General features: G+C 73.2%; 14 protein-coding genes and 1 pseudogene. 9 read left to right on the top strand and 6 right to left on the bottom strand.

The genetic code is table 11. From position 1 onward, the window contains the following. Nucleotides 1-92: 92 nt before the first annotated feature. The 4 genes from msrB to ACFWBW_RS02805 form a co-directional block, all read right to left on the bottom strand. Nucleotides 93-506: a peptide-methionine (R)-S-oxide reductase MsrB gene (gene msrB / locus ACFWBW_RS02820; RefSeq protein WP_385367701.1), complete on the bottom strand. Its 414-nt coding sequence runs from the start codon at nt 504-506 to the stop codon at nt 93-95. Nucleotides 507-542: 36 nt separating this feature from the next. After that, entirely contained in the window at nt 543-1,937 is a 1,395-nt protein-coding gene (gene murC / locus ACFWBW_RS02815) for a UDP-N-acetylmuramate--L-alanine ligase (protein ID WP_385367700.1), read from the bottom strand. Between the two features lie 88 nt (nt 1,938-2,025). Further along, complete coding sequence (locus ACFWBW_RS02810; RefSeq protein ID WP_385367699.1) at nt 2,026-2,493, bottom strand: indole-3-glycerol phosphate synthase; 468 nt, start codon at nt 2,491-2,493, stop codon at nt 2,026-2,028. A gap of 147 nt (nt 2,494-2,640) precedes the next feature. Continuing rightward, complete coding sequence (locus ACFWBW_RS02805; protein WP_385367698.1) at nt 2,641-3,414, bottom strand: pyrimidine reductase family protein; 774 nt, start codon at nt 3,412-3,414, stop codon at nt 2,641-2,643. 36 nt (nt 3,415-3,450) lie between these two features. Between ACFWBW_RS02805 and zapE the strand changes: the two genes are divergently transcribed. From zapE to ACFWBW_RS02780, 5 genes are all read left to right on the top strand, one after another. Beyond that, nucleotides 3,451-4,554 (top strand): cell division protein ZapE, encoded by a 1,104-nt coding sequence (gene zapE / locus ACFWBW_RS02800; protein ID WP_385367697.1) that lies wholly within the window; start codon nt 3,451-3,453, stop codon nt 4,552-4,554. Nucleotides 4,555-4,615: 61 nt separating this feature from the next. Continuing rightward, nucleotides 4,616-5,047: an OsmC family protein gene (locus ACFWBW_RS02795; RefSeq protein WP_385367696.1), complete on the top strand. Its 432-nt coding sequence runs from the start codon at nt 4,616-4,618 to the stop codon at nt 5,045-5,047. A gap of 344 nt (nt 5,048-5,391) precedes the next feature. Further along, nucleotides 5,392-6,789, top strand: coding sequence for an alkaline phosphatase PhoX (locus tag ACFWBW_RS02790; protein ID WP_385367695.1), 1,398 nt, complete (start codon nt 5,392-5,394; stop codon nt 6,787-6,789). 728 nt (nt 6,790-7,517) lie between these two features. Continuing rightward, entirely contained in the window at nt 7,518-8,348 is an 831-nt protein-coding gene (locus tag ACFWBW_RS02785; protein ID WP_385368068.1) for a polyphosphate kinase 2 family protein, read from the top strand. A gap of 17 nt (nt 8,349-8,365) precedes the next feature. Then, the gene (locus ACFWBW_RS02780) at nt 8,366-9,304 is read left to right on the top strand and encodes a polysaccharide deacetylase family protein (protein WP_385367694.1); all 939 of its coding nucleotides are present in this window, start codon (nt 8,366-8,368) and stop codon (nt 9,302-9,304) included. A gap of 22 nt (nt 9,305-9,326) precedes the next feature. Here ACFWBW_RS02780 and ACFWBW_RS02775 read toward each other — a convergent pair whose 3' ends face one another. Beyond that, nucleotides 9,327-9,527, bottom strand: coding sequence for a hypothetical protein (locus ACFWBW_RS02775; RefSeq protein ID WP_356515534.1), 201 nt, complete (start codon nt 9,525-9,527; stop codon nt 9,327-9,329). A 55-nt stretch (nt 9,528-9,582) separates the two neighbouring features. Continuing rightward, nucleotides 9,583-9,705: pseudogene (locus ACFWBW_RS02770) on the bottom strand (AIM24 family protein); the annotation flags it as partial. 75 nt (nt 9,706-9,780) lie between these two features. On the opposite strand from ACFWBW_RS02770, the gene ACFWBW_RS02765 reads away from it, so the two are divergent. The 4 genes from ACFWBW_RS02765 (at nt 9,781) to ACFWBW_RS02750 (ending at nt 14,074) form a co-directional block, all read left to right on the top strand. Beyond that, a complete protein-coding gene (locus tag ACFWBW_RS02765) occupies nt 9,781-10,530 on the top strand; it encodes an aminoacyl-tRNA hydrolase (protein ID WP_385367693.1) in 750 nt (249 codons plus the stop codon). Nucleotides 10,531-10,697: 167 nt separating this feature from the next. Next, nucleotides 10,698-12,134: a DUF692 family multinuclear iron-containing protein gene (locus ACFWBW_RS02760; RefSeq protein ID WP_385367692.1), complete on the top strand. Its 1,437-nt coding sequence runs from the start codon at nt 10,698-10,700 to the stop codon at nt 12,132-12,134. Next, nucleotides 12,131-13,198, top strand: a complete 1,068-nt coding sequence (locus ACFWBW_RS02755; protein ID WP_385367691.1) for a TIGR04222 domain-containing membrane protein — start codon at nt 12,131-12,133, stop codon at nt 13,196-13,198. Before ACFWBW_RS02760 ends, ACFWBW_RS02755 begins: the two co-directional genes overlap by 4 nt. Before the next feature lie 84 nt (nt 13,199-13,282). Then, nucleotides 13,283-14,074, top strand: a complete 792-nt coding sequence (locus ACFWBW_RS02750; RefSeq protein ID WP_385367690.1) for a TIGR04222 domain-containing membrane protein — start codon at nt 13,283-13,285, stop codon at nt 14,072-14,074. Nucleotides 14,075-14,297: the final 223 nt, after the last annotated feature.

Below are 14,297 nucleotides of genomic sequence, written 5' to 3'. Positions count from 1 at the left end.
GCCAAGAGGGGGGGGGAGGGGTGGAACGTGCCGGTTCTTTGGTGGTCCCCCCTCCGGCGCGCCGGTTCCCCCCCCGATCGGCGGGCGCCGGTTCAGCCCCGGGCCGGGGCCGGCGTCAGCCGCAGGGAGATGGAGTTGATGCAGTAGCGCTGGTCCGTGGGGGTCGGGTAGCCCTCGCCCTCGAAGACGTGGCCCAGGTGGGAGCCGCACTTCGCGCACAGGACCTCGGTGCGGACCATGCCGTGGGCGACGTCCGCCTTCAGCTCGACCGCGTCGGAGTCCTTCGGGTCGTAGAAGGACGGCCAGCCGCAGTGCGATTCGAACTTCTCCGTGGAACGGAACAGCTCGGAGCCGCAGCCGCGGCAGCTGTAGACGCCCTCGGTCTTGGTGTCCGTGTACTCACCGCGGAAGGCGGGCTCGGTCCCGGCGAGGCGCAGTACCTGGTACTCGGACGGGGTCAGCTCCGCCTGCCACTGCTCGTCCGTCTTCTCTACCTCGTACGACATGACTGATCTCCCGTTTTCCCGCTCTTCCCAGAGCCGTCAGTTCGACAGACGGGCCAGGATGGCCGGCCCCAGGTCCGTGACATCGCCCGCACCCATGGTGAGAACGAGATCGCCGGGCTTGGCCATTCCCGCGATGACGTCGGCGACGGCTTCCTTGGAGTGCTCGGGAGTGACGTCGGCCCCGGCGGCGCGCGCGGCGGCGATGATGATCTCGCTGGTGACCCCGGGGATCGGGTCCTCGCGGGCCGGGTAGATGTCGAGGACGACCGAGGCGTCGGCGAGGGCGAGGGCCTGGCCCATCTCCTTGCCGAGTTCCTGGGTGCGGGAGAACAGGTGCGGCTGGAAGACGACCAGGATGCGGGAGTCCCCGGCGGCGCCGCGGATGGCCTCCAGGTCGGCGGTCATCTCGGTGGGGTGGTGCGCGTAGGAGTCGATGACCTGGACTCCGGCGGCCTCGCCCTTGAGCTGGAGGCGGCGCTTGACCCCGGTGTACTTGCCGAGGGCGGAGGCCAGGTTGTGCGCCGGGATGCCGAGCGCGACGCCGGCGGCGAGGGCCGCGACGGCGTTGTGCGCGTAGTGGCGGCCGGGCACCGACACGGTGAAGGTGAGCATCCGGCCGTCGATGACGACGGTGACCTCGCTGGTCAGCCCGCGCGGGGTGATCTTGGTGATCTGGACGTCGGCCGTGGGCTCCTCGCCGTACGTGACGATCATCAGGTCGGGGTTGCCGCTGACCCGCCCGGCGATCTCGGCGGCGCCGGCCTGGCTGTGGGCGATGACCAGGGTGCCACCGGCCGGGATCTTGCCGACGAAGGTCTCGAAGGACTCGTAGATCTCGTCCATCGACGCGTAGTTCGCGTGGTGGTCGAGCTCGGCGTTGAGGATGATCGCGACCTGCGGCGTGTACTTGTGGAAGCTGCGGTCGCTCTCGTCGGCCTCGGCCACGAAGATGTCGCCCTCGCCGTGGTGGGCGTTGGAGCCGGGGGCGTCCAGGTCGCCGCCGATGGCGTACGAGGGGTCCAGGCCCAGCGCCGAGAGGGAGACGGCCAGCATCGAGGTGGTGGTGGTCTTGCCGTGGGTACCGGCGACGGCGATCGGCCGCAGGCCGTCCATCAGCCCGGCCAGGGCGTCGGAACGGTGCACCACGGGGATGCCCAGCTCGGCGGCGCGGGCCAGCTCCGGGTTGTCGGCGCGGATGGCGCTGGAGACGACCACGCAGGTGGCGTCGTCGGCGAGGTGACCGGCGGCGTGCCCGATGTGGACCGTGGCGCCGTGGGCGCGCAGCGCCTGGGCGGTCTCGGAGTCACGGGCGTCGCTGCCGGCCACCTGGGCGCCGCGCTGGGCCAGGATCTTCGCGATGCCGGACATGCCGGCGCCGCCGATGCCGATGAAGTGGGGCCGTTCCATGGCGGTCGGCAGGCCGGGCTTCATTCAGGTAGCTCCAGGATCGAGTGCGTACGTACGGCAGCCGGATGCGCGGGTACGGGGTGCGTGGATGCGCGGTCCGGCCGCCTCCACCCTATTCCTTGTGGGCGAAGAGCTTGAGCACCGGAACGCCCACCTTGTGGCGCGCCCGTGAGGCCCAGTCCCGGTGGAAGAACTCCTCGACGTAGTGCGGGGCGGTCAGCACGATCACCTCGTCGGCGTTGGTCTCGGCCACCACCGCCTTCAGCTTGTCGAGCGGATGGTCTTCGACGATCTGTCCGACGGCCTTGGCTCCCTTGGCCCGCAGCGACGCGAGGGAGTGCTCGATCGCCAGTTCGGCCGGGCCGCGGGCGGCCTCGCCCTCCGGTTCGTCGCCCTCGCGGATGGCCTCGGGAAGCTCACCGAGCGCTACGTCGTCGATGGCGCGCAGCAGCCGGTCCCGGTCGCCGCGGGGCTGCATGAGGACGATGAAGGAGACCTGCTCGTCTCCGTGGAGGGTCGTGACGAAGTCCACGTCGACGGGGGTCAGCGGCTGCTCGATCATCAATACGCTCGTGAACACGGACGCCCTCTCCTTCGTGGGCCGAGACCGGCCGGCCGGCCCCTGCGGAAACCATCCTGCCCCGCTGTGGCACGGGGCCTGTGCGGTTATACCTGCCCACTAATGTGCCCAGCGGAAGCTAAGCGGAACGACTAATTCCGCCTCTCTTCAGATCCGACGGTAACGCGTGAAGAGAAACCCGGCCTCTTCCAGCAGGCAGGCCGCTGCGAGCCGGTGCGGAACCGTGACGGACGGCCCCCCGGAGATCCGCTGGGCGTCACCCGCCGTGAGCATCGGCGAGATCGTCAGGCACAGCTCGTCCAGCGCGTCCGCGGCCACGAACTGGCCCAGCAGCCGGGGCCCGCCCTCGGTGAGCTGGCGGCGCAGCCCACGGTCCGCGAGTTCCCGTACGGCCCGGGCCGGATCCACGCCCGCACCGTCGCCGGCCACCACCACCTGGGCCCCGGCCTTGGCGGCCTCGGCGACCCGGTCGGCGGGGGCGGCGGCGCCCGTGAGCACCAGGGTGGGCGCCAGCGGGGAGGTGAACAGCGGCAGCGAGAAGTCCAGGTCCAGGCTCGCGGAGACCACGGCGATGACCGCGGCGGGCCCCTGACCCGCGGCGGCGCGGCGGGCGGCGAAGGCCTCCCGGGCCCGCGCCGGGCGGTAGCCCTCCTGGCGAACCGTTTCCGCACCGACGACCACCACATCGGCCAGGGCCCGCAGGGTGCCGAAGATCCGCATGTCGGTCTCGTTGGAGATGGGCTGGGAGCGCCCGTCGTGCTGGGCCGCGCCGTCCAGGGTGGAGACCATGTTGGCCCGCAGCCAGTGGCCGTCCGGGCCGAGCTCCGGGTACTCGTACGCCTCGGCGAGTTCGTCCAGCGACCACTCACGGTCGGTCTGGTCCGCTGATGTCTGATCGGTCACAGGGAACAGGCGTCGCATCGGTGCAGTGTGCCACGCCCCGTAGAGTTAAGAGCTGTGTCAACATCACTCTCGCCCTCAGCGTCAGCCTCCGGGCGGCCCCCGATAGCCGACGCGGGACCGCAGTCCCTGTGTGCCCGCGAGCCGCGGGTGCCCGCCGAACGGCTCGTGGCCGAGATGGTGCCGCCGCCGCGCTTCGACTCGGTGCGCTTCGACACCTACAACCCCGACCCGGCCCAGCCCAGCCAGTCCGAGGCCGTCACCGTCCTCGCGGACTTCGCCGCGGGTCTCGGCGGGGCGCACGCGAGCGGCTCGGGCAAGAAGCGCTGGTTCTCGAAGAAGCCTGTGGCCCCCACCGGCCCGCGCGGTGTCTACCTCGACGGCGGCTACGGCGTGGGCAAGACCCACCTGCTCGCCTCCCTCTGGCACGCCACCCCGGCCGAGCCGGCCCTCAAGGCCTTCGGCACCTTCGTGGAGCTGACCAACCTCGTCGGCGCGCTCGGCTTCCAGCAGACGGTCCAGACCCTCGGCGGGCACCGTCTGCTCTGCATCGACGAGTTCGAGCTCGACGACCCGGGCGACACCGTCCTCGTCTCCTCCCTGCTCAGCCGCCTGGTCGAGCAGGGCGTGGCGCTGGCCGCCACCTCCAACACCCTGCCCGGCAAGCTCGGCGAGGGCCGCTTCGCCGCCGCCGACTTCCTGCGGGAGATCCAGGGGCTCTCCGCGCACTTCCGTCCGCTGCGCATCGACGGCCAGGACTACCGCCACCGCGGCCTGCCCGAGGCCCCCGCGCCGTTCTCCGACGAGCAGGTGGCGAAGGCCGCGTACGCCACCGAGGGCGCGAGCCTCGACGATTTCCCCGGGCTGCTGGAGCACCTGGCCAAGGTCCACCCCAGCCGGTACGGGGCCCTGACCGACGGCATAACGGCCGTCTGCCTCACCGACGTCGGCCCGGTCCCGGACCAGTCGACGGCGCTGCGCCTCGTGGTCCTCGCCGACCGGCTGTACGACCGCGAGGTCCCGGTCCTGGCGGCGGGGGTCCCCTTCGACAAGCTGTTCAGTGACGAGATGCTGAACGGCGGCTACCGCAAGAAGTACTTCCGGGCCATCTCGCGGCTCACCGCGCTGGCACGCGACGCGAAGCCCCTGGTGTCCCAGTAGGTTTGGAGACGTCGGCCCGTTCCGCGGGCCGGCCGTTTCCACTTCTGCGAAGGGATCCACCATGGCTGGCGCTACCCGCAATGCACATGCCGTCTGGGAAGGCGACCTGTTCGAAGGCAAGGGCGTCGTCACGCTCGACTCGTCCGGCCTCGGCAGCTACCCCGTCTCCTGGCCCGCGCGCACCGACGCGGAGGCGAACGGGCGGACCAGCCCGGAGGAGCTCATCGCCGCCGCGCACTCGAGCTGCTTCAACATGGCCTTCTCGAACGGTCTCGCGAAGGCGGGCAACCCGCCGGCCAAGCTGACCACCTCCGCCGCCGTCACCTTCGTGCCGGGCAAGGGCATCACCGGGATCCACCTCACCGTCGAGGGCGAGGTACCGGGCCTGGACAACGACGCGTTCGTCGCCGCGGCCGAGGACGCCAAGCAGAACTGCCCGGTCAGCCAGGCCCTGACGGGCACGACCATCACCCTCAGCGCGAAGCTGGCCTGACTCCTGCGCTCCGCCCCAGTCCAGCCCCGCCGCCGTTCGAGGCGCGGGGTCCGGGGCGGAGCCCCAGGGGGTCCGGGGCGCAGCCCCGGGGAACGGGCGAAGGGCGGGTAGGGGACTCTGTCCCGCGCAGCGGTGAGGGCTGCAGCGGGGAGACTCTGTCCCGCGCAGCGGCAACGGGCACAGCGGGGACTCTGCCCCGCGCAGCGGCAACAGCGGGGACTTCGCCCCGCGCAGCGGGCCCCGCACCACCGGCCGGGGCCGGTGCCCGCGCGGCGCGGCGAGGTCGGCGCGGCGGCGTGGTACCACGGGCCGGTCGAAGACCGCCCCCGCACCCGGAGTTTCCGATGAACCTGAGCCGACGCAGTCTGATGGCGGCCGCCACCATCTCCTTCGCCGGATCGCTCGGCGCCCTCTTCGCCGGAGCCGCACCAGGAGCGGGCGCGGTCGCGGGCGCGCGCGGCAAGAGCGCTGGTAGGGGTACGGCCGCCCCCGCCTCCACCCGCGGCTACGGCCCGCTCGTGACCGACCCCGCCGGGCTGCTCGATCTGCCCGCCGGGTTCACGTACCGCGTCCTCTCGCGCGCCGGCGACCCGCTGCGTTCGGGCGAGGGCAGCATCCCGGGCAACTTCGACGGCATGGCCGCCTTCGACGCCGGGCAGGGCCGCGTCCGGCTGGTGCGCAACCACGAGAACCGCACCACCGCCGCCCTGCGGGTCCCTCCCGTCGAGGGGCTCACCTACGACCCGTACGCCCTCGGCGGCTGCACCCTCCTCGACCTGGACCCGGCCGGCCGGGTCACCGGCGAGCGCGTCGCCCTCGCCGGCACCGCCGTCAACTGCGCGGGCGGCCGTACTCCCTGGAACACCTGGCTGTCCTGCGAGGAGACCGAGGACCGCGCGGGCACCGCCGGTTACACCCGCGACCACGGCTACGTCTTCGAGGTCGACCCCGCCGACCCCCGCCGCTCCGGCGCCGTCCCGCTCACCGCGATGGGCCGCTTCGCACACGAGGCCGTCGCCGTGGACCCGTACCTCGGTGTGGTCTACGAGACCGAGGACGCCTTCACCGAACCCTTCGGGCTCTTCTACCGGTTCCTGCCCGCCCGCCCGCTGGGCGGCCCCGGCTCCCTGCGCGCCGGCGGCGAGCTGGAGGCCCTGCGCGTCCCCGGGCTGGCGAACCTCGCGGTGGTGGACGAGCCCGGGTCCGAGTTCCCTGTGGAGTGGGTCCCCGTCCCGGACCCGTCCGCGTCCGGGACCCCGATCCGGCTCCAGGACTTCGGCCCCGGCGGCATCACCCACGCGCAGAAGCTGGAGGGCTGCTACTGGGGCGACGGCGGCGTCCACTTCGTCTCCAGCTACTCCCGCACCCGCGAGGGCTCCCCCGCCGACCACCACGGCCAGGTGTGGTTCTACGACCCGCGGCGCGCGCGGCTCCGGCTCGACGTGGTGTTCGGCCCGGCCGCCGACATCCAGCTGCCCGGCGACTCCCCGGACAACATCTGTCTGGCGCCCGACGGCGGCCTGATGGTGTGCGAGGACGGCGGCGGTGCGCAGTACGTCTTCGGCGTGACCCCCGGCGGCGAGGTCTACCCGGTGGCCCGCAACGCGGCCGACATCGGGAAGCCGGGGGCGCCGGAGTGGGGCGAGTTCGCCGGGGTCACCTTCTCCCCGGACGCCCGGACCATGTACGTGAACGCGTACACGCCCGGGACCACCTTCGCGGTGACGGGCCCATGGCACTGATCCGTACTGCCTTCCGGCCCGTCCGTACCGCCTTCCGGCCCGCCCGGCCCGGTCTTTCGCCACGTCGCGGTCGACTGCGTTGTGGTGGAGGATCGGATGGAGTCGACGGATCGAGGTAGGTAGCGGTGGCCAAGAAGGACAGCAGGAAGCCGAAGGGGTCGGCCGAGCCGACGGAGACGGCGAAGTCCGGGAAGGGCACCGAGCCCGCGAGGGCGGCCAAGGCCGCCGAGAACGCGGAGACCCCGAAGGCCTCCAAGTCCTCCAAGTCCGCCACGGGCGCCAAGGGCGCAGGGGCCTCGAAGGCCTCGAAGCAGCCCAAGGGAGAGAAGGCCGAGAAGCCCGCCAAGGCAGCGAAGTCCGCCGACGCCACCAACGCGGGCCAGGCCGAGAAGTCGGAGAAGGCCGAGAAGCCTTCCAAGGCCAAGAAGCCTGCCAAGGTCCCCAAGGCCCGCAAGGCCTTCAAGGCCGCCTCCGAGGAGGCCGCGGAACCGGCCGTCGCGCCCGCCAAGGGCGAGAAGGCCGATCCCCGCAGCGACGCGGCCACCACCTCCACCTCCACCTCCACCGGCGGGAAGTCGAAGTCCAAGCCCCTCTCCCTCCGCGAGCTGCTCCGCATCTCCGCCGAGAACTCCAAGGGCTCCAAGGGCGGCACCCGCAAGGCCGGAGGCCACGGACACGGACATGGGCACGGGCACGGACTCGGCTACGAGTACGGCTACGACACCCCCCTGAGCCCCCTGCTCCGCGTCCCCTCCGGCGAGCGCGTCGACCTCGGAGCCTTCCACCCCGGAGCGACCCCGGCCGGTCCCACCGACAAGGCGGCCGGCGTGGCGGCCACCGCCCAGATGGGTGAACGGCTCGCCTCCCTCCAGGAACGGCTCTACGCCGCCAGCACCGCGGGCGACCGCCGCCGCGTCCTGCTCGTGCTCCAGGGCATGGACACCAGCGGCAAGGGCGGCACCGTCAAGCACGTGATCGGCCTGTTCAACCCCTCCGGCTGCCGGATCAAGGCCTTCAAGGCACCCACGTCCGAGGAGCAGAACCACCCCTTCCTCTGGCGCATCATGAAGGCGCTCCCCCAGCCCGGTGAGATCGGCATCTTCGACCGTTCGCACTACGAGGACGTCCTCATCGCCCGCGTCCGCGACCTGGTGCCGCGCAGTCAGCTGGGCCGCCGCTACGCGCAGATCAACCGGTTCGAGAAGTCCCTCGCCGACGACGGCGTCACCGTGGTGAAGGTCTTCCTCCACATCGGCTACGAGGAGCAGCGCAAGCGGCTCCTGGAGCGGCTCGACAACCCGGACAAGCACTGGAAGTTCAACGCGGGCGACATCGAGGAGCGCTCCATGTGGCCCGCGTACCAGCAGGCGTACGAGCTGGCCCTGGAGCGCTGCTCCACGGACGCCGCGCCCTGGTACGTGGTCCCCTCGGACCGCAAGTGGTACCGCAACTGGGCGATCAGCAAACTGCTGCTGGAACACCTGGAGGGCATCGCCCCTCAGTACCCGAAGGCTGACTTCGACGTGGAGGAGTGCCGCACCCGCTTGCTTGCCACATAGTCATATATTTTGCGTATGTGACCATCTCAGTGCGCAGGACGGCTGCCGTCGCGGCCGTAGCAGCTCTCAGTGCCGCCCTCGCCGCGTGCGGGGGCGGCACCAGTACGTCGGACGCCGGCGGCCAGGCCCGGATGGGAGCCTCCGCGGCCCCCTCCGCTCCGGCCTCCGCCTCCCCTTCCGCCGCGGGATCCGCCGCCCCGCCGGCGAGCCCCGGGAGCAGTCCGCCGGTGACCCCGCAGCCCGGGGCCCCGGGCAAGGCGCCGACCATGGCACCTGGTCCGGGCGGTCTGACCCCCGTCTTCGACCGCGCGAAGCAGGCGACCGACAAAACGGTGGCGCTGACCTTCGACGCCGACATGACCTCCGACCAGGGGCCGCGCGCGGCGGGCGGCGAGCGCTTCGACAACCCGGGGCTGATCTCCACGCTGCGCACCCTCAAGGTGCCCTCGACGGTGTTCATGACGGGCCGCTGGGCCGAGGAGTACCCGGACCAGGCGAAGTCCATCGGCACCGACCCGAACTTCGAGATCGCGAACCACTCGTACAGCCACCACGCCTTCAAGTCCCCCTGCTACGGGCTCCCCACGCTCGACGGGGCCGCCGCACGCGCCGACGTGGACCGGGCCTTCGAGGCCTTCCGCAAGGCGGGCGCGGTCAACACCGTCCCGTACTTCCGCTTCCCCGGCGGCTGCTACGACGACCAGGCGCTGCGGGCCATCTCCACGGCCAAGGTCACGGCCGTCCAGTGGGACGTGGTCAGCGGGGACGCGTTCGCGACGGATCCCGACGCGGTGGCCGAGCAGGTGCTGGCCGGGGTGAAGCCCGGCTCGGTCGTGGTCATGCACTGCACGCGCAGCGCCGCCCCGGTCACCGAGGAGGCCATCCGGAAGATCGTCCCGGAGCTGCGAAAGCGCGGCTACCGCTTCGTCAAGGTCTCCGACCTGATCGGAAAGTAGCCCGCGTACCCCTGCTCCGGCCTCAGCCGGAGCAGGCCGTGCGCTGCGCGTCCTGCCACTCGCACACCGGGCACAGCACCACGCCCGGTGTCGCGACCCCGTACTCGGTGGGCTTCCCGCACTCCACGCAGTCGGCGTAGGGCGGCCCGGCCACCCGCCCGGCGGGAGCCGCGGGGGCGGGGCAGTACGAGGAGTCGGTGGCGTGCTGCTCCGTCTGGTCCATGCGTACGAGCCTACTCACCCGCGCCGCGCCCGCGGCGTGGGCGGTCAGTGGCCGGTCAGTGCGCGGCGGCCGACTCGACGGCCTCGCTCGGGCGGACGATGACGAAGCCCTCGCCGCTGAGCCCCAGCTGGACCGCCTCCCCGGAGCCGCCCCGGATCATCGAGCCGAAGGACTGGGTTCATGCCGTCGATCCTCGCCCGTCCCGGGCCCCTCGGGCATCAGCCTGGAGGCGGAGGCTGGCATCCTTGGCCGGATGAGCACCGAGGACACGCGCCACGACACCCAGGTACCCGCAGTCGGGTCCGACAGCCCCTTCCGGCAGGAGCGGATCGCCCGCGACGACGCACCGCAGTACGTCCTCCCGCTGGTCGTGCGGATCGAGAAGGCCGAGCCGCCGGCCCGCACCGACGCCCTGGAGACGGCCGCCCGCGCGGTGCTCGCCCTGCTCACCGACGAGCGGTCGGCCGGCGAGGGCGAGTGGGCGGCGGCGGTCCGGGACTGGCAGGACGCGCGGATCCGCAAGGTGGTGCGCAGGGCGCGCGGCGCGGAGTGGCGCAAGGCCGGGACCCTGCCGGGCCTCACGGTCCACGGCGCGGACTCGGAGGTACGGGTCTTCCCGCCGGTGCCGCTCGACGGCTGGCCCAAGGAACTGGCCAAGCTCCAGGTATCGGGCACCGACCTGGACGACCCGGAGCCGGTCGCTCCGGCGGAGTCCGGACTGCCGGTCCTCTGGCTCAACCCCGGTCTGGACATGTCGGCCGGCAAGGCCATGGCCCAGGCCGGACACGCGGCGCAGCTCGCCTGGTGGGAGCTGACCGGCCCGGAGCGCGCCGCGTGGCGGGAGTCGGGCTTCCGGCTGGCCGTACGGACGGCCGCGCGCGAGCGGTGGGCGGAGCTGTCCGGGAGCGGGCTGCCGGTGGTGCGGGACGCGGGGTTCACCGAGATCGCGCCGGGCTCGTGCACGGTGGTCGCGGACCATCCGGCGCTGCGGGCGCGGCTCTAGGGCGTCCTGTCGATCAGGCCGGGCTCCCGGCATCCGGAAGGGGATCGGGAAGGCGGCCCGGGCCGGGAACCTCAAATGTTGCTCTGAACGTCCCTCTGGGCGGGTTGGCCCGGCTCCGTCGGGGCCATGACATCGGCACACGGACCGATGAGAGGGGGCGAGGGGACATGAAGCCCATGGCACACCTGGGGGTGGGCATCGGCTGGCGGCCGGAGATCGCGGGGGCGGTGGAAGGACTTCCGGGCCTGGACTGGGTCGAGGTCGTCGCGGAGAACATCTGCCCCGGCCACCTGCCCGAGTCGCTGGAGCGGCTGCTCGCACGCGGAGTCCGCGTGGTGCCGCACGGGGTCTCGCTGGGCATCGGCGGCGCCGACCGGCCGGACCCGGCGAAGCTGGCCGCGCTCGGGGAGCGCGCGGTGGCGCTGGGGGCTCCGCTGGTCACCGAGCACATCGCCTTCGTACGGACCTCCTCGGTGGCGCCGGGACCGGTGCTGGAAGCCGGGCACCTGCTGCCCGTGGCGCGGACCCGGGACGCGCTGGACGTGCTCTGCGAGAACGTGCGGATCGCGCAGGACGCGCTGCCGGTGCCGCTCGCGCTGGAGAACATCGCGGCGCTGGTGTCGTGGCCCGGGGAGGAGCTCACCGAGGGTCAGTTCCTGACAGAGCTCGTGGAGCGGACCGGGGTGCGGCTGCTCATCGACGTGGCCAACCTGCACACCAACCGGATCAACCGGGGGGAGGACCCGCTCGCCGTGCTGGACGGGATCCCGCTGGAGGCGCTGGCGTACGTGCACGTCGCCGGGGGCGTGGAGCGGGGTGGGGTGTGGCACGACACGCACGCGCATCCCGTGCCGGCGGCTGTGCTGGAGATTCTCGCGCAGCTGCGGGCCCGGGTGGACCCGCCGGGGGTCCTGCTGGAGCGGGACGACGACTTTCCGGCCGACGCCGAGTTGGCGGGTGAGCTGGCCGCGATCCGGGGGGTGCTGGGCGGCCCTGCGGGGGCTGTCCCCTACCCTCCCTTCCACCGTTCCCCGGGCGCTGCCCGGACCCGCGCCTCAGACGCCGGCGAGGCTGAGGATGCCTCCGGCGCGGCACACGTCGCGCACGCCGACGAGGCTGAGGCTGAGGCGGGCTCCGGTCCGGCTCACGTCGGCGGGGCCGGGATGGGTTCCGGCTCGGCGGGCAGTGGGCTGGATGCCGCGCGGACTCGGGTCGGGATCGGGCAGGCCGCCTTGCTGTCGGCGCTCGTTGCCGGGACGCCCGTGCCCGAGGGGTTCGACCGGCAGCGGGTCCGCGTACAGGCGCGGGCGCTCGCGGCCAAGCGGGCCGGGGTCGTGGCGAAGCTGGCGCCCGAGCTGCCCGGGATCCTGGGCGGGGAGGACGCGTACCGGGAGGCCTTCCTCGGGTACGCCCGGCAGCGGCCCATGACCGCCGGATACCGGCGCGACGCGCTGGACTTCGCCGAGCACCTGCTGGTCCGTGACCTGCCGGCCGACCCCGCCGCCCGGCGCCGGCTCACGCTCTGGTGGCGGGACCGGGCCGGGGCCAGGCCGCCTGGCCGGGCCGTGCGCTGGGCCCGCGCCCTGGTGGGGAGGGCGGCATGAACTTCTTCGACTTCCTCGCCGTGGCCGTCTGGATCGGCGTCATCGCGTCCAGCGTCGTCCTCGTGCGCGGCCTGCGGCGGTCGCGGCCGCCCACCCTCGGCCCCTCCCCGCGCCTGCACGACCTGTCCGAGGCCGCGTTCATGGCCGGCGGCCCGGGGGCGGTGGTGGACGCCGCGCTCGTCTCGCTGCTCTGCGACGGCCGGATGCTGGCCGGCGGGCCCGGCATCGTCCAGGTGCGGCCCGGGGTGCGGGGCGGCGACCCCGCCCAGCGGGCCGTGCTCCAGGCCTGTCAGGGCGCCCCGTCCGGGTGGCTGTACCAGATCCGCTACGCCGCCATGCGGGACCCGGCCGTGCAGGAGACCGGTGACGCACTGGCCGCCCGCGGCCTGATCGCCACCCCGGGCGGCCGGCACCGCTGGCTGCGCCACGGGGTGGTCCAGGCGGTGGTGTGCGGGGTGGTGCTGTTCCTCTCGCTGCCGCTGTCCTTCGTCGCCTTCGTGCTCCAGGAGGGGGCCGGGTCGGTCGGGGTGCCGTTCATCGCCGAGGTGCTGCCCGTCCTGCTGGGCGGCATCATCGTGGGCACCGTCGGCGCCTCCCGGGCCCGGCAGCGGATCACCCCGGCGGGAGCCGCGGCGCTGCGCGCCATCCGCGCGCACTACGGGGCCGACCAGAACCCGTACGTCCAGACCTCGCTGTTCGGGCTGCGGGGCCTGCGGGACCCGTACCTGCGCGGGCAGTTGGTGCCGGCGGCCCGCGGGACCCGGCTGGCGGCGGCCCAGTCACACGGGCGTACCGGCGGCTCCGATTCCTCCTGGGGATCCGGGGACGAGGTGATCCCGGTCGTCTGGTGCGCGGGTTCCGACGGCGGCGGGTCCGGTGGGTCCGGTGGATCGGGCTGCGGATCCTCGGGGTCGGTCTGCGGGTCCTCCGGGAGCAGTTGCGGGGGCGGTGGGGGCGGCGGTTCGAGCTGTTCCGGCAGCTCCGGCGGATCGAGTTGCTCCAGCAGCTCCAGCGGTTCGAGTTGTAGCAGTTCGTCCAGTTCGAGCTGTAGCAGCAGTTCCTGACCGTCCATCACGGACCCGTCACGAGCTGCTCACACCTCGGCTGGGCCCTGTACCTGCCGGTTCCACGTCTTGTAGAACTCGGACATGTTCTGGGTCCTGTTCCTCCTCCTTGCCTGGGCAGGGCTGCTGATCGCGTGCACCCGCCTCCTGAAGGCCGCCGCCGAACTGGCGGAGCCCCCGCCGGGCAGCGCCGTGCGCCACGACCACCACCACGACGAGCTGAACCTGTACGAGGCCGCCTACCTCGCCGGCGGCCCCGAGCGGGTGGCCGAGCTGACGCTGCTGTCGATGCAGCGCCAGCGGCGGCTGCTGCTCGCGTACACCGGCTGGGTGACGGTGGTCGACCCGGTGGGCCGCGATCCGCACGAGTGCTCGGTGCTCGGCGCGTTCGGGCCGGACGGACAGGAGCCGGTGACCTCCGTACGGGCGGTCGCGGCGCGGGATCCGGCCGTACGGGCCCTCGCGGACCGGCTCTCGGAGGCCGGGCTCGCCCTGCGCGACGGGGCCCAGCAGGAGGTCTACGCGGGGGTCCGGGCGGTCCGGCAGGCCACCTTGCTGGTCCTCGGCATGCTGGGGGCCGCGCTGTGCGTACCCGATCCGGGGACCACGACCACCATGATCCTGTGCTGGTTCGCGCTGCCGCTGATCCTCGCGCTGGGCTGCCTGGCCATAGCCCGCGTCGAGGGGCACGCGCAGTCCGGGTGGGCCTCCCCCGCCGGCCGGCGGCTCCTCGTAGAGCTGGGCCGGGAGCGGGGCGTGCGGGGCTCGCTCACCGCGGTGGCGCTGCGGGGACTGCGCGCGGTCACCGATCCCGAGCTGCGGGCGGCGCTCACGTACGGCAAGCGGGGGCGGATTCCGCGGCAACGGGGGCATTGAGCGCGACACCGGCCGCCGGTCCTGTACAGGGGGCCGCCCGCCGGATCTCATCGGAAGGTCCGTTGAGATGAGAGGCCCGCCATGCGCATGCCCCGGGTGTCCGCCACGGTCGCGCTGGCCGCCTTGGCGCTGGCCGCTTCCCTGCCGATGACCCCCGGCGCCGAGGCCGCCGCCGGGACCGCTCCCCCGGGCCCGCCCCGGGCGTCCGCGGGCCCCTTGCCCC

The organism is Streptomyces sp. NPDC059957, from assembly GCF_042730015.1.
Classification (GTDB): domain Bacteria; phylum Actinomycetota; class Actinomycetes; order Streptomycetales; family Streptomycetaceae; genus Streptomyces.
Note: the sequence above shows the minus strand (reverse complement) of the source record. Positions and strands in the feature narration are given on the sequence as shown.

Bases quoted from the DNA above. Each gene is read 5' to 3' on its own strand.
- murC (WP_385367700.1), bottom strand. From the start codon at position 1,937: ATGAAGCCCGGCCTGCCGACCGCCATGGAACGGCCCCACTTCATCGGC.
- ACFWBW_RS02790 (WP_385367695.1), top strand. From the start codon at position 5,392: ATGAACCTGAGCCGACGCAGTCTGATGGCGGCCGCCACCATCTCCTTC.
- ACFWBW_RS02805 (WP_385367698.1), bottom strand. From the start codon at position 3,414: ATGCGACGCCTGTTCCCTGTGACCGATCAGACATCAGCGGACCAGACC.
- ACFWBW_RS02750 (WP_385367690.1), top strand. From the start codon at position 13,283: ATGTTCTGGGTCCTGTTCCTCCTCCTTGCCTGGGCAGGGCTGCTGATC.
- ACFWBW_RS02760 (WP_385367692.1), top strand. From the start codon at position 10,698: ATGAAGCCCATGGCACACCTGGGGGTGGGCATCGGCTGGCGGCCGGAG.
- ACFWBW_RS02795 (WP_385367696.1), top strand. From the start codon at position 4,616: ATGGCTGGCGCTACCCGCAATGCACATGCCGTCTGGGAAGGCGACCTG.
- ACFWBW_RS02775 (WP_356515534.1), bottom strand. From the start codon at position 9,527: ATGGACCAGACGGAGCAGCACGCCACCGACTCCTCGTACTGCCCCGCC.
- ACFWBW_RS02755 (WP_385367691.1), top strand. From the start codon at position 12,131: ATGAACTTCTTCGACTTCCTCGCCGTGGCCGTCTGGATCGGCGTCATC.
- msrB (WP_385367701.1), bottom strand. From the start codon at position 506: ATGTCGTACGAGGTAGAGAAGACGGACGAGCAGTGGCAGGCGGAGCTG.
- ACFWBW_RS02765 (WP_385367693.1), top strand. From the start codon at position 9,781: ATGAGCACCGAGGACACGCGCCACGACACCCAGGTACCCGCAGTCGGG.